The sequence below is a fragment of the Microbacterium sp. P5_B6 genome (genome assembly GCF_056400345.1).
Genome location: NZ_JBFULL010000001.1, coordinates 214,967 through 239,552, shown reverse-complemented (window position 1 = coordinate 239,552; position 24,586 = coordinate 214,967). Strand labels below are relative to the sequence as shown.

23 protein-coding genes are annotated in these 24,586 nt (G+C 69.1%); 16 read left to right on the top strand and 7 right to left on the bottom strand.

Going from position 1 to position 24,586, the window contains the following annotated elements:
• Nucleotides 1–117: 117 nt before the first annotated feature.
• From AC1DP3_RS01025 to AC1DP3_RS00990, 8 genes are all read left to right on the top strand, one after another.
• Nucleotides 118–912 (top strand): TIM barrel protein, encoded by a 795-nt coding sequence (locus AC1DP3_RS01025; protein WP_477290387.1) that lies wholly within the window; start codon nt 118–120, stop codon nt 910–912.
• Nucleotides 909–2,546: a GMC oxidoreductase gene (locus AC1DP3_RS01020; RefSeq protein ID WP_477290385.1), complete on the top strand. Its 1,638-nt coding sequence runs from the start codon at nt 909–911 to the stop codon at nt 2,544–2,546. Before AC1DP3_RS01025 ends, AC1DP3_RS01020 begins: the two co-directional genes overlap by 4 nt.
• Before the next feature lie 162 nt (nt 2,547–2,708).
• Nucleotides 2,709–3,104: a C-glycoside deglycosidase beta subunit domain-containing protein gene (locus tag AC1DP3_RS01015; RefSeq protein WP_477290383.1), complete on the top strand. Its 396-nt coding sequence runs from the start codon at nt 2,709–2,711 to the stop codon at nt 3,102–3,104.
• Nucleotides 3,101–4,207, top strand: a complete 1,107-nt coding sequence (locus AC1DP3_RS01010) for a sugar phosphate isomerase/epimerase family protein (RefSeq protein ID WP_477290381.1) — start codon at nt 3,101–3,103, stop codon at nt 4,205–4,207. Before AC1DP3_RS01015 ends, AC1DP3_RS01010 begins: the two co-directional genes overlap by 4 nt.
• Nucleotides 4,204–5,244 carry a sugar phosphate isomerase/epimerase family protein gene (locus AC1DP3_RS01005; protein ID WP_477290379.1) on the top strand — a complete coding sequence of 347 codons (1,041 nt, stop codon included), beginning with the start codon at nt 4,204–4,206 and terminating at the stop codon, nt 5,242–5,244. The genes AC1DP3_RS01010 and AC1DP3_RS01005 overlap by 4 nt, the downstream gene beginning before the upstream one ends.
• Entirely contained in the window at nt 5,237–6,019 is a 783-nt protein-coding gene (locus AC1DP3_RS01000; protein ID WP_477290377.1) for a nuclear transport factor 2 family protein, read from the top strand. Before AC1DP3_RS01005 ends, AC1DP3_RS01000 begins: the two co-directional genes overlap by 8 nt.
• 26 nt (nt 6,020–6,045) lie before the next feature.
• Complete coding sequence (locus tag AC1DP3_RS00995) at nt 6,046–6,462, top strand: C-glycoside deglycosidase beta subunit domain-containing protein (protein ID WP_477290375.1); 417 nt, start codon at nt 6,046–6,048, stop codon at nt 6,460–6,462.
• A complete protein-coding gene (locus AC1DP3_RS00990; protein ID WP_477290373.1) occupies nt 6,459–7,661 on the top strand; it encodes a Gfo/Idh/MocA family protein in 1,203 nt (400 codons plus the stop codon). Before AC1DP3_RS00995 ends, AC1DP3_RS00990 begins: the two co-directional genes overlap by 4 nt.
• Nucleotides 7,662–7,799: 138 nt before the next feature.
• On the opposite strand, the gene AC1DP3_RS00985 is transcribed toward AC1DP3_RS00990, so the two are convergent.
• From AC1DP3_RS00985 to AC1DP3_RS00975, 3 genes are all read right to left on the bottom strand, one after another.
• Nucleotides 7,800–8,939 carry an ROK family protein gene (locus AC1DP3_RS00985; RefSeq protein ID WP_477290724.1) on the bottom strand — a complete coding sequence of 380 codons (1,140 nt, stop codon included), beginning with the start codon at nt 8,937–8,939 and terminating at the stop codon, nt 7,800–7,802.
• Between the two features lie 67 nt (nt 8,940–9,006).
• Nucleotides 9,007–10,053 carry an ABC transporter permease gene (locus tag AC1DP3_RS00980; RefSeq protein WP_477290371.1) on the bottom strand — a complete coding sequence of 349 codons (1,047 nt, stop codon included), beginning with the start codon at nt 10,051–10,053 and terminating at the stop codon, nt 9,007–9,009.
• On the bottom strand, nt 10,050–11,525 hold the full coding sequence (locus AC1DP3_RS00975; protein ID WP_477290722.1) for a sugar ABC transporter ATP-binding protein: 1,476 nt from the start codon (nt 11,523–11,525) through the stop codon (nt 10,050–10,052). The genes AC1DP3_RS00980 and AC1DP3_RS00975 overlap by 4 nt, the downstream gene beginning before the upstream one ends.
• A 309-nt stretch (nt 11,526–11,834) precedes the next feature.
• Between AC1DP3_RS00975 and AC1DP3_RS00970 the strand changes: the two genes are divergently transcribed.
• The 3 genes from AC1DP3_RS00970 to AC1DP3_RS00960 all read left to right on the top strand — a co-directional run bounded on the left by AC1DP3_RS00970 (nt 11,835) and on the right by AC1DP3_RS00960 (nt 15,147).
• Nucleotides 11,835–12,878 (top strand): substrate-binding domain-containing protein, encoded by a 1,044-nt coding sequence (locus tag AC1DP3_RS00970; protein ID WP_477290369.1) that lies wholly within the window; start codon nt 11,835–11,837, stop codon nt 12,876–12,878.
• Nucleotides 12,879–12,971: 93 nt separating this feature from the next.
• A complete protein-coding gene (locus tag AC1DP3_RS00965; protein WP_477290720.1) occupies nt 12,972–14,129 on the top strand; it encodes a Gfo/Idh/MocA family protein in 1,158 nt (385 codons plus the stop codon).
• A 10-nt stretch (nt 14,130–14,139) separates the two neighbouring features.
• On the top strand, nt 14,140–15,147 hold the full coding sequence (locus AC1DP3_RS00960; RefSeq protein ID WP_477290367.1) for a sugar phosphate isomerase/epimerase family protein: 1,008 nt from the start codon (nt 14,140–14,142) through the stop codon (nt 15,145–15,147).
• A gap of 73 nt (nt 15,148–15,220) precedes the next feature.
• On the opposite strand, the gene AC1DP3_RS00955 is transcribed toward AC1DP3_RS00960, so the two are convergent.
• The 4 genes from AC1DP3_RS00955 to AC1DP3_RS00940 all read right to left on the bottom strand — a co-directional run bounded on the left by AC1DP3_RS00955 (nt 15,221) and on the right by AC1DP3_RS00940 (nt 19,471).
• Complete coding sequence (locus AC1DP3_RS00955) at nt 15,221–15,661, bottom strand: sugar ABC transporter ATPase (RefSeq protein ID WP_477290365.1); 441 nt, start codon at nt 15,659–15,661, stop codon at nt 15,221–15,223.
• Between the two features lie 25 nt (nt 15,662–15,686).
• Nucleotides 15,687–16,562 carry a ThuA domain-containing protein gene (locus AC1DP3_RS00950; RefSeq protein WP_477290363.1) on the bottom strand — a complete coding sequence of 292 codons (876 nt, stop codon included), beginning with the start codon at nt 16,560–16,562 and terminating at the stop codon, nt 15,687–15,689.
• On the bottom strand, nt 16,559–18,058 hold the full coding sequence (locus AC1DP3_RS00945; RefSeq protein ID WP_477290361.1) for a hypothetical protein: 1,500 nt from the start codon (nt 18,056–18,058) through the stop codon (nt 16,559–16,561). The genes AC1DP3_RS00950 and AC1DP3_RS00945 overlap by 4 nt, the downstream gene beginning before the upstream one ends.
• Before the next feature lie 135 nt (nt 18,059–18,193).
• Nucleotides 18,194–19,471 (bottom strand): ROK family protein, encoded by a 1,278-nt coding sequence (locus AC1DP3_RS00940; protein WP_477290359.1) that lies wholly within the window; start codon nt 19,469–19,471, stop codon nt 18,194–18,196.
• A 106-nt stretch (nt 19,472–19,577) separates the two neighbouring features.
• Here AC1DP3_RS00940 and AC1DP3_RS00935 point away from each other — a divergent pair, with 106 nt between their 5' ends.
• The 5 genes from AC1DP3_RS00935 (at nt 19,578) to AC1DP3_RS00915 (ending at nt 24,566) form a co-directional block, all read left to right on the top strand.
• Entirely contained in the window at nt 19,578–20,609 is a 1,032-nt protein-coding gene (locus AC1DP3_RS00935) for a Gfo/Idh/MocA family protein (protein ID WP_477290357.1), read from the top strand.
• On the top strand, nt 20,606–21,391 hold the full coding sequence (locus AC1DP3_RS00930; RefSeq protein ID WP_477290355.1) for a hypothetical protein: 786 nt from the start codon (nt 20,606–20,608) through the stop codon (nt 21,389–21,391). Before AC1DP3_RS00935 ends, AC1DP3_RS00930 begins: the two co-directional genes overlap by 4 nt.
• 107 nt (nt 21,392–21,498) lie before the next feature.
• Nucleotides 21,499–22,518, top strand: coding sequence for a VOC family protein (locus tag AC1DP3_RS00925; protein ID WP_477290353.1), 1,020 nt, complete (start codon nt 21,499–21,501; stop codon nt 22,516–22,518).
• Between the two features lie 81 nt (nt 22,519–22,599).
• Nucleotides 22,600–23,571 carry a fumarylacetoacetate hydrolase family protein gene (locus AC1DP3_RS00920; protein WP_477290352.1) on the top strand — a complete coding sequence of 324 codons (972 nt, stop codon included), beginning with the start codon at nt 22,600–22,602 and terminating at the stop codon, nt 23,569–23,571.
• Nucleotides 23,568–24,566, top strand: coding sequence for a cyclase family protein (locus tag AC1DP3_RS00915; protein WP_477290350.1), 999 nt, complete (start codon nt 23,568–23,570; stop codon nt 24,564–24,566). Before AC1DP3_RS00920 ends, AC1DP3_RS00915 begins: the two co-directional genes overlap by 4 nt.
• The last annotated feature ends 20 nt before the right edge of the window (nt 24,567–24,586 follow it).

Below are 24,586 nucleotides of genomic sequence, written 5' to 3'. Positions count from 1 at the left end.
CTCGCCTGCAGCAATCGATTCGAGGACGGCCGGATCGTCGAGCACGGAGAACCGCTTCCGCGGGTCTCCGTGCATGCCGCCCACGACCACCGATGTTCTGACGACCCAGGAGCAACCATGTACGAGCTCGCACCCAATATCGAACTGCTCTTCACCGAGGCCGGCGATTACCACGACCGCGTGCGCGCCGCCGCGGCGGCGGGCTTCACCGCGGTCGAGATGTGGGGCCCGACGGGGGCCGATGCCCCCTCGACGCCCAAGGATCTCCCGGCCCTGAAGGCCGCACTCGAGGAGACCGGCACACAGCTGACCGCGCAGCTGTCGGAGCCGCGCACCCAGTTCATGATCCCGCCGTGGGATCACTCCGAGTTCTACCGCAAGCTCGACGAGGGCGTGGAAATCGCGCACCTCCTCGGCACGCCTCGCATCGTCGTGGGCAGCGGCACCGGCTTCGGCGGGTGGAAGCGCCAGGTGCAGCTCGACAAGCTCATCGAGATCTACCAGAAGGCGATGGCCCAGATCGACGGCTCGGGCATCACCCTCGTGCTCGAGCCGGTCAATGTCCGGGTCGACCACCCCGGCTCGCTCCTGGACCGCACGAGCGAGGGCGTCTACGTCGCGCGCGGCGTCGATTCGCCGAACTTCGGCGTGCTCTACGACATCTACCACTCGGCCGTCGAGGGCGAGGACATCGAGGCGGAGCTGGAGAATGCCGGCTCGATCGTCAAGTACGTCCAGCTCGCCGACGCCCCCGGTCGGGGTGAGCCGGGCACCGGCGAGCTGGACTGGCCGGCCACGCTGGCTGTTCTCCGCGGCTCCGGCTACGACGGGCCCATCGGGCTCGAGTACTACCCGCAGACCGCATCCGAGGAGTCGGTCCGCTACATCCGCGACGTGGCGGCACAGGCATGACGGCCCGCTACCCGGCGGCGGTGGATGTCGCGATCGTCGGCAGCGGCCCGGCCGGCGCCGCCTACGCGCGGATCCTGAGCGAGAGGGCGCCGGGCGCCTCGATCGCCATGTTCGAGGTCGGTCCGACCGTCACGAACCCCCCTGGCGCACACGTGAAGAACATCGCCGATCCCGTCCAGCGCGCCGGCGCGCAGACGCGCTCGGAGGGTCCGCATGCGCAGGAGAGTGGTGATCGCACAGGCGGCATCGTCAAGACCGCCCAGCGCCGTGCCCGGCCCGGCACCTTCCTGCTCGAGACCGGCTATCAGGTCGAGGGCGAGGACGGCTTGCCCGTGGCGGCCATGTCGAGCAACGTCGGCGGAATGGCCGCGCACTGGACCGGTGCGTGCCCGCGACCGGGCGGCAGTGAGCGGATCGAGATCCTCGACGCCGACGGGAGCCTCGACGAACTGCTCTCCGAGGCCGAGCGTCTGCTCGGCGTGACCACCGACGCGTTCGACAGCTCGCCGTACGCGCCCCTCGTGCGCGAACGCCTGGCCGCGGCCGAGGACGCCGGACGCATCGCGACGACGCGCGTGCAGCGGATGCCCCTCGCGGTGCACCGTCGAGAGGACGGCAACCTCGTCTGGTCGGGGTCGGATGTCGTTTTCGGCGACGTCACTCGCGAGAACCCCCGGTTCACGCTCTACGACGAGTCACTCGTCACGCGCGTGCTGGTTCAGGACGGCCGAGCGGCGGGCGTCGTCGTCACCGACAGGCGGACGGGCGAGAGCTCCGAAGTCCACGCGACGCACGTGGTCGTCGCCGCGGACGCGCTGCGCACGCCCCAGCTGCTGTGGGCGTCCGGCATCCGTCCCGATGCCCTCGGCCGGTACCTCAACGACCAGGCGCAGATCGTCTTCGCGGTCCGCATCCGCGATCTCCAGCCCTCCACCGGCGGCGAGGGGCCGGGGGCCACGGGGCTCAGCGAGTACAGCGGAGTCACGTGGGTGCCGTTCACCGACGACATGCCGTTCCACGGCCAGGTGATGCAGCTGGATGCGTCGCCGGTGAAGCTGGCTGACGACGACCCGGCCGCGCCGGGCTCGATCGTGGGACTCGGCCTGTTCTGCGCGAAGGACCTGCAGGCCTCCGACCGCGTCGAGTTCTCGGAGTCCGACGCGGACGGGTACGGGATGCCGGCCATGACGGTGCACTACCGGCTCACGCCACGCGATCACGAGGTGATCGCCCGCGGCAAGGAGGAGATCGTGCGCCTCGGCAAGGCGGTCGGCGAGCCGCTCGACGACCGTCCGTTCATGATGCCGCTCGGCGCCTCGCTGCACTATCAGGGAACGACCCGCCTCGGCGCCACGGACGACGGTTCCAGCGTCTGCTCGCCGCAGGGCGAAGTGTGGGACGTGCCGGGGCTCTTCGTCGCAGGCAACGGCGTCATCCCGACGGCGACCGCGTGCAATCCCACGCTGACCGGAGTCGCGCTCGCCGTCAACGGCGCTCGCCGAATCGCCGCCTCCCTCGCGCCCGCCTCCCTCTCGCCCGCCGCACCCGAGGCCACCGCGCCCGCGCCCGAGGCCACCGCGCCCGCGCCCGAGGCCACCGCGCCCGCCGCGGCCGCGCATCGGCCCCGACCGTGAGCCTCCACCCGACCGACGAGAGCGCGGGTAACACCCACGGTCTCGTCGGCCAGATGGAGTCTGACGGTCAAAGGTTGCTTATGTCTGAATCAGACATTAGAGTGTAGAAACAATGACAAAGATGTCGGGCCGACGTGTTCGGCCCCGAACCAGGAGGTTCTCGTGATCCCCGATCGCATCATCGAGCAGGGAACGCTCACGACCGATGGATCGCGCACCGCGGTCGAGGTCCGGCTGCCGTGGTACCGCGCGCTGCCCGGATCGTGCATCGCCGGCGCCAAGCTGACCGTCGACGGCGTCGAGGCGCCGGCCGAATCGCTGCGCTGGACCATGAACGGCCGCGAGTTCTCGTTCGACGACCTCCGCACGAACATCGAGGAGTGGTGGTTCCCCACCGATTCGGCCGTGCTCTCGGGTGACCTTCCGGTCGATCCGGATGCCGAGCACGACGTGCGGGTGGACCTCATCCTGTACATCCCGTACATCATCGTCTCCGACACGGAGACGCTGCACATCGAAGAGAACGACACCAAAACCATGAAGGCGGTCGCAGCATGACTGAGCTCGGTTCGCCCATCCAGGGCGTCACTCTCTACAGCTTCACCCGCGCGTTCCACGCGCGCGAGTACGACCTCGAGGGTCTGATCCGCAAGACCGCTGCCGAAGGGTACGGTCCGGGGCTGGAGATCATCGGCTTCTCGAGCTTCCGCGGCTTCCCCGAGATCGACGACGCGTACGCGGGCTGGTTCCGCGACCTCGTCGACGAGGTGGGACTCGTCACGACCTCGCTCGCGGTGAACGCCGATATCGGCATCCACCGCGATCGCCTGCTGAACCAGGACGAGCTGATCGAGTACATGACGCGCCAGATCAAGGCGGCGGCGAAGCTCGGCTTCCCGATCGCGCGCGTGCAGATCTCGATCGAGCCGGACTCGATGGAGGCGCTCGCGCCGATCGCGGAGGAGCACGGCGTGACCCTCGCCCTCGAGGTGCACGCCGACCAGTACGCCTCGCACCCCCGCATCCTGGCGCTCCGCGACCGGTATGAGAAGGTCGGGTCGCCGTTCCTCGGGTTCACGATGGATTGGGGAGCGACCGTGTCGGGCTTCGCCCCTTCGCTGATCGAGGCCTACCGGCGGCGCGGTGCGTCCGAGGAGCTGCTCGGACAGGTCGTCGACCTGTGGAACACCTACTACGAGCAGGGACCGCCGGCAGATCAGGCCGAGCACGGCCAGCGCTTCGGATCGTTCATCGGGTTGGCGGCCCGCAACGGGCGCCCCGACCTCGGCATCGACTTCGGCATCAACGGCACGGGCCTCTTCGGTCCGGCCCGCGTGGACGACTGGCTCGCGATCGCGCCGTGGATCAAGCACGTGCACGGCAAGTTCTTCGGCATCGACGAGAACGGCGAAGAGCCGTCGGTTCCTGTTCGCGACCTCGTGAAGCTCCTGGTGGAGAACGGCTACAGGGGCGCCATCTCCAGCGAGTACGAGGGCTGGCATTGGAACCACTGGGAGTCCCCGTTCGACATCATCCGCGCCGAGCAGGCCGTGCAGCGCTCCGCCGCCGCCGACGCCGGCTCGCGCATGGTCACCGATCTGGCAGAGGCGCGGGCACAGCTCGGCGCCTGGCTGCCCGCGAGAGAAGGAGCAGGAGCATGAGCGACGGCATCGCCGGAACCGGCATCAAACTCGGAACGACCCTCTATTCGATGACGAGCGAGTTCGCGGCGGGGCTGTACACGCCTGAGACGCTGATCGCCGCCGTCGCGGAGGAGGGCATCGGCCCCGGTGTGGAGTTCAACATCGCCCAGCTGCTGCGCACGTATCCCGACGTCGATGACGCCTTCGTGAAGCTGTGGTTCGACTCGCTCGAGAGGTACGGACTCGAGGCGAGCGCCGTCGGCACGAACCTCGACATGGGGCGGCGAAAGGACCGCGACATGACGCCCGACGAGGAGCACGACTTCCTCGCCCGTCAGCTGAAGACCGCGCACACCCTCGGGTTCAAGAAGGTCGTGATCCGCTCGCACGGCAAGGAGCTGCTGCGCAGCCTCCTGCCCCTCGCCGAGAAGTACGACCAGTACCTCGGCTACGAGATCCACGCGCCGTCGGGGCCGAACAACCCCCAGGTGCTGCAGATGCGCGAGATGTACGACGAGCTGCAGTCCGAGCGGCTCGGCTTCACGGCCGACTTCTCCTCGACGATGCACTCCCTGTCGCCGACGCTGCTGCGCACGCTCGGCCAGATGGGCATGGACGAGAAGCACTTCCCGGTCATGGACGAGATCTGGCACGAGCCGACACCCATGCACGTCCGCAACCAGAAATTCGAGGACTACCTCTCGGGCGAGGGCGTGGATCCGCTGCGCTTCGGCCCGTTCACGCGCCTCGCGTTCAACATGCACGGGCTCGTGCCCCCGGAGGAGTGGCTCGACATCATGCCGCAGATCTTCCACGTGCACGCCAAGTTCTACGACATCGGCGCCGACGGCGAGGAGCCGGCGATGGACATCCCGCGCATCGTGCGCCAGTTCGTCGAAGGCGGCTACCAGGGCTACCTCTCCAGCGAGTGGGAGGGCCACGCCTTCTCCGACCTCGGGGAGGCCGACCCGATCGACCTCGTGAAGAAGCAGCACAGCCTCATGCGCAAGGCCATCGAGGACACGGTCGCGGCAAAGGAGAACGCGAGTGTCTGACACGATCGCAACGGCATCCGTCGCCGAACTCCAGGCTGAACTGGCGACCCTCCGCGAGGAGGTCGCGGCCGTCCGCGGCCTCGCCCAGCGTGCGCACGACCGCGGCGCGGTCGAGAACGTGTTCAACCGCTACATGTACCTGCACAACGCCTTCCAGGACGAGCAGATCATCCCGCTGTGGGTGAAGCGGGGCACCGAAGGAATCCGCGCCCGGTACACGAACGCCGGGGAGTACACCGAGTACGACAGCGTGATCCGGTACCACCAGGGTCGCCCCTCGCCGGAGGGCAAGCTGATCCTTCACGCGACCACCACACCGGTCGTCGAGGTCGCCGCCGACGGCAAGACGGCCAAGGGCGTCTGGCTCATGGCGGGCACCGAGTCGGGCCTCACCGACCCCGAGGTCGCCAAGGAGTTCCCCGACATGTACTCGGCGGGCGAGGTGCTGGGCAAGAAGGTCTGGGCGCACTGGGTCTGGTGCAAGTACGCGATCGACTTCCTCAAGCAGGACGGCGAGTGGAAGATCTGGAAGTTCCGCTGCTACGAACTGGCACGTGCGCCGTTCGAGGAGAACTGGATCAGCTTCGGGCTGAAGAACCAGGGCGCGTTCGACCTCGATCTCATGTACTTCGGCGACGACGGCAAGCCCGTCTTCATGCCGCCTGCCGACGGCCCGGTGCCCTCGAAGAACCACCCGTACAGCCCCGAGACCGTGCAGAAGCTCGAGCCGGTTCCGCCGGTGCCGCACGACACGTTCACCGACACCTTCCACTGATCCCACTGCCCCAAGAGGAGCCCGCGATGGCCACCCACAATTCCCTCTTCTCCGAGAAGGACGTTCGCCGCACGGACGACGGCATCGCCGTCTCGGTGCAGCTTCCCTGGTACCGGAGCCTCTGGCTGTCGGCGGTCGATGATGTGGCCGCATCCGTCAACGGCATCGAGGTGCCGAAGGACGAGCTGCGCTTCGCGCTGAACGGCACGAGCTACCGGATCGAGGAGCTGCCCGAGCAGTCCGAGACGCTCTGGTTCGTCGCCGACAAGCCGGAGGTCGTGATTCCACTGGATCACGCCCCCGCGGCAGGCGAGAAGCTGACGGTGGAGGTCGTGCTCACGATGCGCCTGCTGTACATGCAGATCATGGCCGGCGCCGACGGCGGCCCCGGCCGGTACGTGACGAACCGCGTCCCCGTCGAGCGCGAGGTCGTGCTGGCATGACCGAGCGGGCCCCGCTCCGCGTCGCGATGATCGGCTACGGGTTCATGGGCGCCACGCACTCCGTCGGCTGGCGTCAGGCGCCGCGCATGTTCGACCTCCCCGAGGCGGTCGAGATGGCGGTGATCGTCGGTCGGAATCCGGATGCTGTCGCCGCCGCCGCTGAGAAGTGGGGGTGGGCGGAGTCGGCCACCGATTGGCGTGAGGTGATCGCGCGGGACGACATCGACATCGTCGACATCGTCACCCCCGGCGACTCGCACGCCGAGATCGCGATCGCCGCACTGGATGCCGGCAAGCACGTCCTGGTCGAGAAGCCGCTCGCGAACACCGTTGCAGAGGCCGAGGCGATGGCGGATGCCGCAGCCCGCGCCGCCGAGCGCGGCATCCGCTCGATGGTCGGCTTCACCTACCGCCGGGTTCCCGCGGTGACCTTCCTTCGCGACCTCATCGCCCAAGGCGTCGTGGGGACGGTGCAGCAGGTGCGCGCCGCGTACCGGCAGGACTGGCTCGTCGACCCGCAGATGCCGCTCGCCTGGCGGCTGCAGAAGGAGCACGCAGGTTCTGGTGCGCTCGGGGACATCGGCGCGCACATCATCGACATGACGCAGTTCGTGACCGGCCAGAACGTCGAGGCGATCTCGGGCACGATCGACACGATCGTGAAGGAGCGACCGCTGCTGGGCTCGGGATCGGGCCTCTCGGGTACGGCGGCGGAAGGCTACGGCCAGGTGACCGTCGACGATCTCGCGCTGTTCACCGGCCGGCTCTCCGACGGCGCACTCGTGTCGTTCGAAGCCACCCGGTTCGCGACGGGGCGCAAGAACGCCCTCACCATCGAGGTCTCCGGCGACAAGGGCGCCCTCGCTTTCGACCTCGAGGACCTCAACAGCCTGCAGTTCTGCGACCGCACGGCCCCCGACGACCGCCAGGGCTTCACCAAGATCCTGGTCACCGAGGCGCAGCATCCCTATGTCGCAGCGTGGTGGCCCGCCGGGCACATGCTCGGCTACGAGCACGGGTTCAGTCACCAGGTCGTCGACCTCGTGACCGCGATCGCCGAGGGCGCTGATCCGCATCCGTCGTTCGAAGAGGGCCTCTCGGTGCAGCGCGTGCTCGCGGCCGTCGAGGAGAGCTCGGCGAACGACTCGGGGTGGGTGCGCACCGGCGCCCTCGCGCCGCTCGACGCTTCGCGCCACTGACTCGGCTTGGGCAGCCGACTCGGGCGTTGGGTCGGTGAATAGGGACAACGTCGGAGAAATCCCGGCAGAATCTCCGACATTGTCCGAGAGTTCCGACCCGGCAGCCCGTGGTGACCAGCCGCGCCATCACCGGCGCGCTCAGCCCGCCAGGGAGTGGAACGCCTCGGGCGAGAGCGCGTACTCGATCGCCAGCATCCCGGCGCCCACGACTCCCGCGTTCTCCGCGACCGAGGACTGCACGATCGACAGGTGCTCGGTGGCCAGGGGCATGGACCGGGTGTAGACGACCTCGCGCACCCCGGCGATGAGGTGCTCGCCGACCCGCGCCATCGAGCCGCCGAGCGCGATGACCGAGGGGTTCATGATGCTCACGCACGCCGTCAGCACCTCGCCGATGTCACGGCCGGCCTGACGCACCGCCTGGATGGCGTCGATGTTGCCGTTCTTCACGAGCGCGACGACGTCGTTGCCGTTCTCAGCCGGAAGTCCCTGCTCGCGGAGCGTGCGCGCGATGGCCGGTCCCGAGGCGAGCGCCTCGAGACAGCCGAGATTGCCGCAGTGGCAGGGCACCGTCGATCCGCGAGCGACGCGCACGTGGCCGATGTCACCGGCGACCCCCTGCGCGCCGCGCTGCAGAAGGCCGCCCGAGATCACGCCGCAGCCGATGCCGGTCGCGATCTTCACGAACATGAGATGGGATGCCGCCGGCCAGGCGGCCGCCCGCTCCCCGAGCGCCATGATGTTGACGTCGTTGTCGACGAGCACCGGAACCTGCAGGTGCTGCTGCACCCAGCCCGGCACGTCGAAGCGATCCCAGCCCGGCATGATCGGCGGGTTCACCGGCTGGCCGGTGGAGTGCTCGACCGGGCCGGGCACGCCGATGCCCATCGCGACGAGCGCCTTGGCCTCGTGCCCGCTCTCGGCCAGCAGCGCAGCCGCCGCGTCGACGACCCACGTCAGCACGATCTCGGGACCCAGCGCGATGTCGAGCGGCTCACTCCGCTCCGCGAGGATCGCCCCGGTGAGATCGATGATGGCGACGGTCGCATGGGACGCGCCGATATCGGCGGCCACGACGACGCGCGCTCTCGGGTTGAGCGCGAACAGCGAGGACGGCCGGCCGCCCGTCGAGACGGCCTCGGCGACAGGCGCGATGAGCCCGACCCGCATCAGCTCGTCCACCCGCGCCGCCACCGTCGAGCGCGCGAGCCCGGTCGACTTCGCGAGCTCCGCGCGCGTGCGCGGCACACCGTCTCGAAGGAGCTGGAACAGCTCCATGGCGCTCGTGCCGACGGGTGGGGTCTCCGAGGGGAGAGTGGTCACGGCTCAGTCAATCAGACGACCGTCAGGTCGCTCGGCCGGCCGGCTTGGCGAAGCGCTGCTGCAGCAGCACCGCGATCACGATGATGATGCCCTTCGCGACGGCCTGCACCGAGGACGACAGGTTGTTCTGCACGAAGACATTGGAGAGGGTGGCGAAGATCAGCACGCCGAATACCGTGCCGGTGATCGTGCCCCGCCCGCCGACGAGCAGCGTGCCGCCCACGACCACGGCCGCGATCGCATCGAGCTCGTAGAGCTGCCCGTGCGTCGAGGTGCCGGCTGTCGTCCTTCCGAGGATCATGACGGCGGCGATGCCGGCCGCGAGCCCGCTCAGCGCGTAGAGCCACATCGTGTGGCGTCGCACGTTGATGCCCGCGAGGCGGGAGGCCTCGCGGTTGCCGCCGATGGCGACCGTGCGCCGGCCGAAGGTCGTGCGGTTGAGGAGGACCCAGCCGAGGGCCGCCACGATCGCGAAGATCCAGATGAGGACGTCGACGCCGATGAGGTCGGCGTTCATGAACTCGATGAACCCGCGGTCCTTCACCTGGAGCGTGCGCTTGTTGGCGAGGATCTCCGCGAGGCCTCTCGCCGCGACGAGCATCGCCAGGGTGGCCATGAACGCGACGACGTTGCCGTAGGCGATGACGACGCCGTTGATGAGGCCGGCCGCGATGCCGACGGCGAGGGCGATGACGACCATCAGGATCCAGTGGGTGCTGACGACGGCATCCTGGATGACGGTGAGAGTCGCGACGACCGAGGCGAGGCCCATCACGGACCCGACCGACAGATCGATGCCGCCCGCGATGATCACGAGCGTCATGCCGATGCTGATGACGCCGATGATCGACGCCTGCCGGAGGATCGTGAGCACGTTGCTGAGGCTCGTGAACGTATCGGGGGCGGTGATCGCGCCGACGATGACGATCAGGACGAGTGCGAGGACCAGGCCCAGGTTGCGTCCCACCGACCCGGACATGAATCGCTGGAATCCCGTCTTCTCGGAGTCGCGCGACGGGGGCGGCGCGACCTGGCTCGCCTCGGTGCCGGGGGATGTCTGCTCGCTCACGCGGCGGTTCCTTTCATGACGAGGTCGAGCACTCCGTGCTCATCGATCTCTGAGGCGGGAAGGGTCTGCAGCACGCGTCCGTCGGAGACGACGAGCACGGTGTCGGCGAGGCCGAGGACCTCCTCGATCTCGCTCGAGACGACCACGATGGCGTTTCCCGCTGCGGCGAGGCGCCGGATCAGTCCGTAGATCTCCGCGCGGGCGCCGACGTCGACACCGCGGGTCGGCTCGTCGAGAAGCAGCACCCGCGTCCCGTGGACCAGCCAGCGGGCGAGCAGGATCTTCTGCTGGTTGCCGCCCGAGAGCGTCGCCGCGGGCCGGTCGGGATCGGCGGGCCGCAGTTCCAGTGCTTCGATCTGCTCGCGGGCGACCGCGCGTTCGGCTCGCTCGTCGAGGAAGCCGCCCTTCGCGTGGCGGGAGAGGGACGAGAGCGTGACGTTGACGAAGATCGGCTCGTCGAGCACGAGCCCCTGGCTCTTGCGCTCCTCGGGGGTCAGCCCCATGCCGGCATCGACGGCCGACACGACCGAGCCCCGCCTGAGTGTCTTTCCGGCGACGCGCACGCTTCCGCTCGTCGATCGGCGGGCACCGTAGACGGTCTCGAGGATCTCGGATCGACCCGAGCCGACGAGCCCGGCGAGCCCGACCACCTCGCCCGCACGAACCGCGAAAGAGACGTCCTCGAAGACTCCGGCAAGGCCGAGACCTTCGACTTCGAGGACGACGGGCGAATCGGGCGCCACCGGCACGGCCGGCGGGAAGACGTTCTCTACCGTGCGACCGGTCATGAGCCGGATGAGGTCGCCCCTGGCCGTGTCGGCGACCGGGAGGCCGCTCGCCATCGATCGGCCGTCCTTGAGCACCGTGATGCGATCCCCGATCTGTCGGATCTCCTCCAGCCGGTGCGTGATGTAGACCACCGCGATCCCGGCCGAGGTCAGCTCCTTCACGACGTGGAAGAGGTTCTTCACCTCCTCCGTGTCGAGCACGGCCGAGGGCTCGTCCATGATGATCAGCTTGATGTCGTGCGACAGGGCGCGGGCCATGCTGACGATCTGCTTGTTGGCCGCGCTCAGCTGGCCGACGTCCGCATTGGGGGACAGGTTGGCGTGGCCGAGCCGGCCGAGCAGTTCGCGGGTGCGCCGGGCAGCCTCGGCGCGGCGGGTGAAGCCGCCGGTCGCCAGCTCGTGCCCGAGGAAGATGTTCTCCGCGATCGTCAGGCCGTCGACGACGTCGAGTTCCTGGTACATCGTCGCGATGCCGAGCTCGATCGCCGCCTCCGGCGTCGGAATCTCGACCCGCTCTCCCGACCAGGTGATCTCGCCGTCGTCGGGCCGGTGGACGCCGGCCAGCACCTTGATCAGCGTGGACTTGCCGGCACCGTTCTGCCCGAGGATGCAGTGCACTTCGCCGGGGAGCACCTCGAGGTCGACGCCCCGCAAAGCGTGCACGCCCGAGAAGGACTTCGTCACTCCGCGAACGGCGAGTAATGCCGATCCATGGTCATCTTTGATCACGTGCCGAACACTACACGACGAAGGCGCCGGCTCCGAGGGGTCTCGACGTCCACATGGCACGGATTCGGGATGCCGGCTCCTCTCCTGAAGCGCGGAAATTCAGCCGAGAGGCAAGAGACGCGACTTACGACGACTCCACGGCAAAAGCTGATGTGCAAAGGCGTCCTTCTGCTACGGTGAGTCGGTCAGCGTGGACCCCTCGGGTGTGAACAGCGTCACCTTCGGACGCGCTGCGTCGTGCATCACATTCAAGGAGGAATACACATGCGCTCACATCTCAGCTCACGCAGCCGACTGGTTCTCACCGGAGTCGCGGTCATCGCCGCCGTCGGACTGCTGGCCGGCTGCACCGGATCCGGGGCCGAAGAGAGCACCGTCGACCAGGGGACCACGAAAGACGAGAACGCCTCATCGGGCGACACCGTCGTCATCGGGTTCTCCGGCCCCGCGGCCGACCACGGCTGGCTGGGTGCCATCAACTCGGGCGCCCAGGCAGCAGCCGACAGCTTCGACGACGTGGACCTCCAGACCGCCGAGGGCACGAACGACCCGATCGCACAGATCGCCGCGGTCGAGACCTTCGTCAACCAGGGTGTCGACGCCATCGTGCTCCTCCCGACGGATGGCGCCGCCCTCACCGAAGCCGCGATCAAGGCGATGGAGGCCGGCATCCCGGTCATCAATGTCGACCGGGAGTTCTCGAGCCCGTTCGCGGCACGCGCGACGATCCTCGGCGACAACTACGGCATGGGCGTCAGCGCCGGCACGTACATCTGCGACCAGCTCGGCGACAACCCCGACGCGATCGTCGCCGAGATCGCCGGCATCGACTCCCTGCCGCTCACCCAGGACCGCTCGGAGGGCTTCGCGGATGCACTCGACGACTGCGGGCTGGAGGTCAGCGCCCGGGTGGCGGCCGACTTCACCGTCGCAGGCGGCGAGGCTGCCGCATCCCAGCTGCTGTCGGCCAACCCGAAGATCGACGCGATCTGGAACCACGACGACGACCAGGGCATCGGCGTCCTGGCGGCCATCGACTCGGCCGGCCGTGACGAGTTCTTCATGATGGGCGGCGCGGGCAGCAAGTCCGCGATGGAAGCCATCAAGGCCGACAACACGGTGCTCAAGGCGACGGTCATCTACCCGTCGACGCAGGCCGCCGACGGCGTGGCGCTCGCGCGCCTCATCGCGCAGAGCAAGACGATGAGCGACCTGGTCACGCCCAGCATCCCGAACCGGATCGTGCTGGATGCACCGGTCGTGACGAAGGACAACGTCGACCAGTACATCGATCTCGCGTTCGAGTAAGCGACGGATCGCGGGGCGCCCGTCGACACGGCGGGCGCCCCGCGGCATCATCTCTGGAGGAGGAAGCACGTGACCCAAACGCTCCGCGTCGCCATGATCGGCTACGGGTTCATGGGCGGCGCGCACTCGGTGGGCTGGCGTCAGGCCCCGCGGGTGTTCGATCTGCCCGCCGCGGTCGAGATGGCGGTGATCGTCGGTCGGAATCCGGATGCTGTCGCCGCCGCCGCTGACAAGTGGGGGTGGGCGGAGTCGGCTACCGACTGGCGTGAGGTGATCGCGCGCGACGACATCGACATCGTCGACATCGTCACCCCCGGCGACTCGCACGCCGAGATCGCGATCGCGGCCCTCGAGGCGGGCAAGCACGTGCTGTGCGAGAAGCCCCTCGCCAACACCGTCGAGGAAGCTGAGCGGATGCTGGCAGCGGCCGAGCAGGCGCATCAGCGCGGGCAGCGGGCGGTCGTCGGGTTCACCTACCGGCGGGTGCCGGCGGTGACCTTCCTCCGCGACCTGATCGCGCAAGGGGTTGTCGGGAGCGTTCAGCAGGTGCGGGCCGCGTACCGGCAGGACTGGCTCGTCGACCCGCAGATGCCCCTGGCATGGCGGCTGCAGAAGGAGCACGCCGGCTCGGGCGCGCTCGGCGACATCGGCGCGCACATCATCGACATGGTGCAGTTCGTCACCGGGCAGTCGGTGACCTCGGTGTCGGGTGTCGTCGAGACCATCGTCAAAGAGCGCCCTCTCCTCGGCTCGGGATCAGGCCTGAGCGGCACGGCGGCCGAGGGCTTCGGCGAGGTCACCGTCGACGACGTCGCGATCTTCACCGGGCGGCTCGACGGCGGCGCGCTCGCATCGTTCGAGGCCACCCGGTTCGCGACGGGTCGCAAGAACGGGCTCACCGTCGAGATCTCGGGCGACAAGGGCGCCCTCTTCTTCGACCTCGAGGATCTGAACGCCCTGCAGTTCTACGACCGCACCGCACCCGAGGACCGGCAGGGATTCACCAAGATCCTCGTGACCGAGTCCACGCACCCCTACGTGTCGGCCTGGTGGCCGCCGGGACACATGCTCGGCTACGAGCACGGATTCGTGCACCAGGCGAAGGACCTCGTCGAGGGCATCGCCGCGGGCACCGACCCGCACCCGACCTTCGCGGAAGGACTCAGCGTGCAGCGGGTCCTGGCCGCCGTCGAGCAGAGCTCGGCGAACGACTCGCGCTGGGTGCCCATCGACGCGCCCACCACCCGATAGGAGATTCATGATGTCGCGTCCGATCACGCTGTTCACGGGCCAGTGGGCCGATCTTCCCTTCGAGGAGGTCGCCCGGCTGGCGGGCGAATGGGGCTATGACGGTCTCGAGATCGCCTGCTGGGGCGATCATCTCGATGTGTCGCTGTGGGATGACGAGGGGTATATCCAGTCCCGTCTCGAGATCCTGGAGCGCAACGGCCTGAAGGTGTACGCGATCTCGAATCATCTGACCGGTCAGGCGGTCTGCGATGACCCGATCGACGCGCGCCATCGAGACATCCTCTCGGACCGGGTGTGGGGCGACGGCGACCCCGAGGGGGTCCGTCAGCGCGCCGCGGAGGACATGAAGAACACCGCGCGGATGGCGAGGAGCCTGGGTGTGAAGCAGGTGAACGGCTTCACCGGGTCGTCGATCTGGAAGGCGGTGGCGATGTTCCCGCCCGCCTCGGACGAGTGGATCGCCGCCGGGTATCAGGACTTCGCCGACCGGTGGAACCCGATCCTGGACGTGTTCGAAGAGGTCGGAGTGCGGTTCGGGCTCGAGGTGCACCCGTCCGAGATCGCCTACGACTACTGGACCGCCAAGGACACGCTCGAGGCGATCGGGCACCGGAAGAGCTTCGGGTTCAACTTCGACCCGTCGCACTTCGTCTGGCAGCAGCTCGACTACGTGGCCTTCGTGCTCGATTTCGCGGACCACATCTTCCACGTGCACGTGAAGGAATCGATCACCAACCTCGACGGCCGCAACGGCGTGCTCGGGTCGCACCGGCCCTGGGCCGACCCGCGGCGCGGCTGGACGTTCGTCTCGACCGGCCACGGCGCGGTGCGCTGGGAGCCGCTGTTCCGAGCGCTGAACGCGATCGGCTACGACGGGCCGACGAGTGTGGAGTGGGAGGATGCCGGCATGGATCGCCTGATCGGCGCACCCGAGGCCCTCGCCTTCGTCCGCAACCTCAACGCGATCACTCCGCCCGCCGCCGCGTTCGACTCGGCGTTCTCGACGAAGACGGAGTAGCCGCTCAGACGCGCGAACCGAAGCCCGATTCCGGGTGCCGCGGCATCCGGAATCCGGCTTCGGCTGTGCGCCGTCACAGGTCTTCGGGCGACAGGTCGCCCTCGCCGTCCTCGCCCAGCTCGACCAGCAGCGGATCCTCGCCCTGCGACTCGGGCTGGAGCTCGGGGTCCGGCAGATCGGTGAACGGGATCTCGTCGTCGTCTGAAGCGATCTCGTCGGGGTCGGCTCCGGTGGCCGTCCTGCCATCCAGATCGTCGGGGGACGCGCCCTCGTCCAGCAGAGTCGTCCGGTCCCACTCCGCCTGCGCCGGGTCGTCCGCCGGGTCGGCGGTCATCGACGTGTCGCCGTCGCGCAGCGGCTGGATGCCGGTGTCATCGGTCTCGACGATGGGGCCGCCGGCTTCAGGGTGCTGTTCATAGGTGAGGTCCTTTCCGCACCACAGCCTGCCCGCGCCCGCGGATCGTGCCGAGGCGGTTGCACAACCCGCGGGGGTGCGGTACACAAGGCGGGGCATCGGCAGCACGGGCCGTGAAAGCGTCTCAGCCCTCCCGGTTGTAGTACGGCCAGGGGAGGAACCGGCGCTCGCCGCGGCGATCCGGGCCCGGCAGCGTCACTTCGCCCGTCGCCGCCCATTCGACGCCGCGCGGGAACATGCGGATGAACTCGATGCGCCGGAACGTGTCGATGTCATGGCCGATCGTGATCGTGAACGAGCGGCCGGCGCCGTACTCGTTGATCCACGCGATGGGCTGGTCGGTGTTGATTCCGGGCATCCCCGCGAGGCCCTGCTCGGGGATCATGACCGGGTAGTGCGACATCGGCCAGACAGGCGCCTTCTCGTACGACTCCAGATCGTCGAACGTCGTGAGCAGCACCTGCGCACCCTCGTACACCTCCACGCCGACGAGGATGTCGTCGCCGGTCACGGTCCACGGCTTGACGATGCCGTCGGTGATCGGGTGGCCGCGCTCCGCGATGCTCAGGAGCGCCTCGCCCCACGGTCGCGGGCGCAGACCGGTCGGCACGCTGAGCTTGGCGCCGCGCATGACGTTGTACTCCTCGGGGTAGCCCCAGTCGTCCTCCTGCGCCGCAGACCCGTGGAACCACACGATGCCCTTGCCCTCGTCGTGCACGAAGCGCAGCAGCGCGGCATCCGTCTCGGCGCCGAACCCGACGGCCTTCTCGTGATAGCCGTCGCGACCCTCGAAGACGACGATCACCACGTCGTACTTGTCGATGATCTCCGCCCCGAGCCCGCGCGGGTCCTCGACGACGCGCACCCGGAATCGCCCGGTGTCTTCGAGCAGCGTCGTGATCCACTGGTTGTGCGTGCGGAAGCTGCGGTGCTCATTGTCGTGCTCGCGGGTCATGTGCCCCGACAGGATCAGCACGTCCATCACATCGCTCATGGTCATTCCGCCCTTCCTGCCATGGGTGCCCCCTGCAGCACAGCGTCGCCGAGGGCCGCGCGCGCGAGCGCGAGGTGCGCCCGCGTTGTTTCCGTGGGGTCCGAATCGAGCCATTCGTGGCCGCCCCACTCGCTCGTGAGCGGACCCGAGAAGCCGGAGCGCTCCAGCTCGACGCCGAGTTCGCGGATCGGCGCGGACACCCGCTCGTCGCGGTCGTCGAGATCCCAGAACTTCAGATGGATGGCACCGACGAGGGGGAGGATGCCGCGCAGGGCCCCAGCATCCGATCGTCCGAATCGAATCAGGAGGTTCATATACAGCGTGTGGACCGCGGGCGGCACCGCGCCCGAGCGCAGGTAGTCGACCACCGCACCCTGGGTGCCGCGCTCGCGCCAGTCGGAGGTGAGCCGGTCGAGCAGGGCAGGATCGACTCCGCCTCCCCGGAGTCGCTCGAGATAGCTGAGCGGGAGCGCGGGCATGAGCATGCTGATGTCGACCAGCAGCCGGATGTGCTCGTCGTCGATCGCCGCGATCGTGTCGATCGCCGCCGACGCGGCGGGCGAGTCGGGTTCCTGCTGGCCCTGGATCTCTTCGTACAGCAGCAGGTCCAGCTCGTGGAGGGTCGGGAGCAGGCGGCGCAGCAGGGGCTCGCCGGCCTGCCCGATCGGCAGCCGCACGCCCTGTGCGCCGACCCGGTGCGCGGCGTGGAGCTGCGGGACGAGGAAGGCGAGGCGCTGGTCGTCGGATCGACGCTCGCCCGAGGGGAGCCAATCGTCCAGGCTCGCTCCCACGATGCTCACAGATCCGCCGGCGGCCTCGAGGTCCGAACGCAGCCCGTCGACCTCGGCGTCCGTGGACTCCGGGTACGACCGCCACAGCTGTCCGGGCTCGAGTTCGATGACCTGGGCCACGCCGTCAGTCACGATGCCCGCAACGATGTCGTGCGCGGAGCGGTCGGCGCGGATCACCTCGGGTGTCCAGTTGAAGGCGCTCGCGCCGACCGTCCAGGGCGTGTGCGACTGCGCCGGAACCGGATTGTTCTCCCGAGTTCGGACCGCAGCGGCCGCGGCATCCGAGATGCGTGCATTCGTCCGATCTCGGAGAGGTGACGGAGAGGACACGGATGCCGCGGCATCCGTCTGCAGCGAAGCCAGGTGCGCGAACGGGAGGGTGAGCGGGCCCGCGGGCCCCGCCTGCAGGTACGGGACGACCAGGGAGAACGAGACCGCCACCTCATGGATGCCGGGGTCCAGCATCCGCTCGCCGACGAGAACGAGGCGGTCTTGGATGAACCACCAGCCGGACTGGGAGGCAAGGTCGGTTGGATCGATGGGATGCCCGTCCACCATGACCCGCACATCGGCTGGCTCTTCGTCGATCGAGACGGTGAGGTCGGTGACGCTGGCGAGGGGGAGCGAGCGGATCCACGGGAGACTCGCGCCGAGGTGGAAGCCTGCCGCCGTGATCGTGAGGGCGTCCTCGCCGAGGAGGGGGAGACTCATGCGTCGACCGCCCCTGAGGGGTGGAATCGCTTGCGTGGGGGCGCGGTCATGGCACATCCTCGTGTCGTCGCCGAGCGGGCCCCGGCTTCAGACAGGAAGCTACACGCTTTAGTCGCTTTTCGTAAGAAGTGGTTTTCAGGCCAGGACTTCGGCCATCCCTCGAACCGCGGCGATGGTGGGGCGGCCGATGCCGAACCAGCGGGGGAAGGTCGCATCGAACAGCTGCTCGCGCACCATCTCGATGCCGCCTCGCAACGGCTCGCGCACGTCGTTCTGCGAGTTGACGATCGCGAGGTCGCGCGTGGCGAGGGGGAGGGACAGCTCGTAGACGCGCTGGCGGACCTCGGCGAGGAACAGCTCGCCGGCCGCGGCGACCGCGCCGCCGATGACGATCGTCGACGGGTTGAACATGTTGACGAGCGCCGCGATCGACTCGCCGACGATGCGGGCAGAGCGCTGGACCAGCCGGATCGCGAGGGCATCGCCCGCCTCGGCCGCGATGGAGATGCGCTCGGGGGTCATCTCGGCTCCCTCTGCCACGACGGTCGCGAGGGCACCGGTGGCACCGGCATCGATCTCGGCGAGCGCGTCGCGGATGAGCGCCCAGCCGCCGGCGACCGCTTCGAGGCATCCGACTTTGCCGCAGCGGCACTGGGCGTCCGAGTCGCGCACGCGGACGTGCCCGATGTCGCCCGCCGCCCCGTTCGCCCCGCGGTGGATGTGACCGTTCGAGAGGAGCCCGGCTCCGATGCCCGACCCGATCTTGCAGTAGATGAGATCGAGGTGATCGTCTCCTCGACGTGCCCGTTCGCCGAGCGTCAGGAGGTTGACGTCGTTGTCGACCCAGACCGGAGCCTCGTAGCGCTCCTCGAATCGCTTTCGCACGTCGAACCCGTTCCACCCCGGCATGATGGGCGGCGCCACGGGCCGGCCCGAATCGAAGTCGACAGGTCCCGGCACTCCGACGCCGATGCCCCAGACCGGAACGTCGGGCGTCCGGGCGAGGAGGGTGTCGATCATGCCCTGGGCCTTCTCGAGCGTCTCTGCCGGTCCGCGGGAGATGTCCCACGGTGAGTGCTCCTGATCGATCACGTCGCCGTCGAGCAGCGCGACGCCCACGTGGATGTGGAGTGCGCCGAGCGCGCACACGATAATGCGCCCCGCGTCGCCGCGGAATCGCAGCGTGCGCGGTGCTCGACCACCGGAGGACGGGCCGAACTCCCCATCGACGAGGTAGCCCATCTCGATGGCCACATCCACCCGCTGCGTGACGACGCCGCGCCCGAGTCCGGTCACGCGCCCGATCTCGGGCCGTGTGGCCGCATCGCCGATGCGCACCATGTTGACGATCCGCAAGAGGCTCGTCATCTCGTCGGTCTGAGCGCCGAAACGCAGTGTGGACTCCCTGGCCATGGTCGATTCTTGCATAACCGAGGACGCGAACACCGCAATTCGAGGCATCTATAGTCAAACAGACACTGACTTAGGTACTCTTCAAGCCGAAGTAGCGGAGGATGAAATGGCATACGGAGTGGGCATCATCGGGGCGGGACCCGGCGTGGCAGCCCTTCATGTCCCGACGCTCGCGCGCCTGGAGGGGGACTTCCGGATCGTCCACGTGGCGGATGCCGGCAGCGGCCGGTCGACGGCGATCGCCGAGCAGCTCGGCGCGCGCTCGTCCCGCGGGATCGACCAACTCCTCGCCGACCCGGAGGTCGAAGTGGTGGCGATCTGCAGCCCTCCCGGCGACCACGCGGCCCAGATCCTCGCGAGCGTCGCGGCGGGCAAACGGGCGATCTTCTGCGAGAAGCCGATCGCCACGACCGCGGATGAGGCGCACCATGCCATTGCAGCGTGCCGGGATGCCGGCATCCCGCTGCTCATCGGCACGAATCACTACTTCGACCCGGCGTGGGGCAGGGCGAAGCACTATCTCACGGCGACCGGAGGACCGGTCGTCTCGATCTCCGTGACCCTCGCACTGCCGCCGAACGGGCGCTATCACGACGTCGTGGCCGAGCTCACGCTGCCACCGGGTCGCCGCTCCGCACTAGACCTCGGCCGGCCGGAGGTCGCCGCGGGCGTCGTCCGTCAGCTGATCTCCGGGCTGGCGATCCACGACCTGCCCCTCGTGCGAGACCTTGCGCCCCGCTTCGAGCGCGTCGTCTTTGCGCGTGCGCTGCCGCCGATCGGGTTCGCGGTCGGCTTCACGGCGAGCGGCATCCCGGTCCAGCTGACGACCGTCATGCTGCCGGAGGGTGCCGACGCGCTCTGGCGGCTGACGGTGACGACGGAGCGGGACCGCCTCGACGTCACCTTTCCTCCGGCTTTCGTCCACTCGGGCAGCGCAAGCGTGCGGGTGCTGGCGGCGGGCGGGAACGACACGACGTACGGACGCGTCGCCGATGACGGCTACATCGCCGAATGGCACGCGCTGGCGGAGCTGCTCAGAAGCGGGATGCCGGTGGAGTACGAGGAGCTGCTGGACGATGCCCGCTTCGCGCTCGGCCTCGCCGACGAAGCGGCGGCACTGATCGGGGCGGCGGCATGACGCACCCGATCCCCGTGCACTCGGCACTCGAGCGCTATCGCGTCGCGGCCTCCGAGCTTCCGGTCGGCACGCGTCTCGCCGGCGATGGCGGGGGTGCCATCGTCGCGGTGGGCGGCGACGACGGCTGGTGGGATGCCGCCGTCGGCGCCTTCAGCGAGGGTGCGGCGGCCGTCGTCATCTCACGCCCGCACTCGGCGCCGGCGCAAGGACTGAGGGCGGTCGACGCAGCGGCCTCGGGCCGGCCGGTCATCATCGAGCGCCCCCTCCTGCGTGCCGATACCGCAGGGCTCGTCGTCGCGGCCATCACCGAGCTCTCGCCGCCGGCCGCCCTCGTCGTCGAATGCCACGCTCCGGCTCTTGCCCTTCACTCGGCCCAGCGCGACGCGCTGGGCTGGGCGCGCGTGATGGGCCGCTCGCCGCTTGTGCTGCGCTCGGCGGAGTCGACGCGCGCAGGGGGGATCGCGCTGCTGGAGACCGCGGAGGGGGCGCCCGTGTCGCTCGTCTTCGCAGCGCAGCCGGGAGCGCCGGAACGGGGGCGGCTCCGCCTGACCGGTCTCGGCGCGACCCTGCTGGAACTCGACGGAGACGAAGCCGACCTGCAGTTCACCGTCACGGATGCCGCCTCCCGGCGCACGGCGCCGCCGCGGTTCGAGCGCGCCGAGCGCGTGGTGCTCCGCCGCGCCGTCGACGCGCTGGTGGACGGCGGTCGGCCGTCGGATCTCGACGACCTCGCGCTCGACGCAGCGCTCGCGGCTGACCTGGGCGCGGCATCCGTTCTATAAACGGAACTGATTCTCACCATTGGTGATATGCCGTTCCCAGATATGCCCGACTCGGACGAAAGTAGTTCTCGGGATCACCCCGAAGACTCATCCGAAAGGGATCGAAGATGATCAAACTGCTCTCCCACCTCTCCTACGTCGAGATCACCTCGCCGGATGTCGAGGCGTCCGTCGACTTCTACGTCAACCAGGTCGGCCTCACCGTCGTCGACCGCGTCGACGGCGCCGTCTACCTGCGCTGCTGGGGCGACTACTACGCCTACTCGGTCGTCGTCGTGCCGGGCGACCAGCCCTCGCTCGTGACCGCCGCCTGGCGCACCTCGAGCCCGGAAGCGCTCGAAGAGGCAGCTAAGCGCGTCGAGGCCGCCGGCATCCAGGGCGAGTGGGTCGACGTCCACAAGATCGGCCGCGCCTACCGCTTCACCGGCCCCTACGGCCACACGCTGACCCTGCACTGGGATGTCACGCGCCACAAGGACACCGAGGGCGACGCCGCGTCGATCTACCCCGACCGACCCTCGCGCCGCAGCAAGGTCGCCGGCGCTCCCCGCCAGCTCGACCACGTCACCATCGCGACGAGCGATGTCGACGGGTTCGTCAAGTGGTACGTCGACGTGCTCGGCTTCCGCTTCATGGCCCGCACCGTGCTCGACGAGGCGCCCATCTCGGTCTTCTCCGTGCTCACGACGAATGAGAAGTCGCACGACCTCGGCGTGGTGCTCGACGGCTCGACCACGGCCGGTCGCGTGAACCACTACGCCTTCTGGGTCGACACCCGCGAAGAGCTGCTCATCGCGGCGGACGTGCTCGGCGAGAACGGCTACCCGATCGAGTACGGCCCGTCGATCCACGGCATCGGCGAGCAGAACTTCCTCTACTACCGCGAGCCCTCGAGCCTGCGCATCGAGCTGAACACGGGCGGCTACCGCAACTACGTGCCGGACTGGGAGGCGAACACCTGGAAGCCCTCGCAGGGTTCGAACAACTTCTACCGCAACAGCGTCATGCCGATGTCGATGACCGAGTCGTTCCCGCCGGCCGACGGCCCCTCCGCGACCGAAGAGGGCGTGCCCGACGAGATCAAGGACGCGCTCTTCAACCCCTACGCCAAGCACGGGCAGGGCTGATAGACCAAGGGCGGGGGTTCGAAGAGCGCCCGCCCGCACGTCTGGCCACCACCCCTCGCACCCTTCCGACTCGGAGATCACATGACGACGACGTCAGCCGGACTGACTGCCCCCATCGCCCTCGCCCGCTACCGCGACGGCGATGCCGTGCGTCTCGGCCTCGTCGCGGGCGACCGCATCCGCCCGCTCGGCCCCGACGAGCTCGGCGCCCCCGACCTCAACGCCTTCCTGGCGCACGCCGACTGGAGCCGCCTCGCCGCGCTCGCAACGAGCGACGGAGAGTGGATGCCGCTCGACGGCGTCGTCCTCACGGCACCGGTCGAGCCCCGCCAGGTGCTGCAGGCCGGTGCCAACTATCGGCAGCACGTCATCGAGCTCGTCGCCGCGGGACTCACGAACAACTCGGACCGGACGCCCGAAGAGGCGCGCGAGTTCGCCGCCAAGATGATGGACGACCGTGCCGCGAACGGCGAGCCGTACTTCTTCATCGGCCTGCCGACCGTGGTGGTCGGCGACGACGTGCCGCTGGTGCTCCCCGCCTACAGCGAGGTGCACGACTGGGAGCTCGAGCTCGCCGTCGTCATCGGGAAAGAGGCGTTCCGGGTCACCCGCGAGCAGGCCCTCGACCACGTCGCCGGCTACACGATCGTGAACGACGTCACGACCCGCGACCTCGTGTTCCGCAAGGACATGAAGGAGATCGGCACCGACTGGTTCCGTGCGAAGAACGCGCCCGGATTCCTGCCGACCGGTCCTTTCCTCGTCCCGGCCGAGTTCGTCGACGGCGGAGACGTCACGGTGCGGCTCGAACTCAACGACGAGGTCAAGCAGGACGGCTCGACCAGCGACCTGCTGTTCGACATCCCCGCCCTCATCTCCTCCGCGTCGCAGACCACGGTTCTGCTGCCGGGCGATCTGCTGCTGACGGGGAGCCCGGCCGGCAACGGCCAGCACTGGAAGCGGTTCCTGCGCGACGGCGACGTCATGACGGGGTCGATCACCGGGCTCGGGACCCAGGTCGTGCGCTGCATCGCCGAGGGGCCCGCGGTATGACCCGGCCATCCGACAACCCGGCCGACCTCGACCGCACCGACCCCGAGGCGGAGATCGGCGCGCGCGCCGAGGCCTTCCGCAACTGGGGCCGATGGGGTGAGGACGACGTGCTGGGCACGCTCAACCTCATCGACGAGCCCAAACGCATCGCGGCGGCTGGGCTCGTGCAGCGGGGCACCGTCGTGTCGCTCTCGCAGTCGTTCGACACCAACGGCCCGCAGAAGGGCTGGCGCCGCCGCACGAACCCCGTGCACACGATGACCGACACGGGAACGGATGCCGAGCGCGGCAACCAGGGGTTCCCCCATGGCATCGGCGGCGCGGACGACGTCATCTCGATGCCGCTGCAGTGCTCGACCCAGTGGGACGGCCTCGGCCACATCTTCGACCACGGCATGGCGTGGAACGGTCGTCGCGCCGGCGACGTCGTCACGAGCGAGGGCGACCTCGTCACGGGCATCGAGCACACCGCATCCGTCATCGTGTCGCGAGGTGTGCTGCTCGATGTCGCCCGTCACCTGCGCCCCGAGACGGGTGAGCTCGAAGACGGCTACGCCATCACCGCCGCCGACCTCGACGCGACGATCGCCGCCCAGGGCGCCTCGAGCGCCGTGGGCCGCGGCGACATCGTGCTCGTCCGCACCGGCCAGCTCGCCCGCACGCGCCGCGACGGCTGGGGCGACTACGCCGGCGGGCCCGCCCCCGGCCTTTCGCTCACCACGGCCGGCTGGCTGCATCGCACCGAGATCGCCGCGATCGCGACCGATACGTGGGGCTTCGAGGTGCGCCCGAACGAGTTCGACGTGCCGGCGTTCCAGCCGCTGCACCAGGTGGTGATCCCCAATCTCGGCCTCACCATCGGCGAGCTGTGGGATCTCGACGAGCTCGCCGCCGTCTGCGCGGAGCAGGGCAGGTACGAGTTCCTGCTCTCCGCCGCGCCCCTTCGCATCACCGGGGCGGTCGGCTCGCCCATCAACCCCGTCGCCATCCTCTAGACACCCCCCGAACAGAAGAA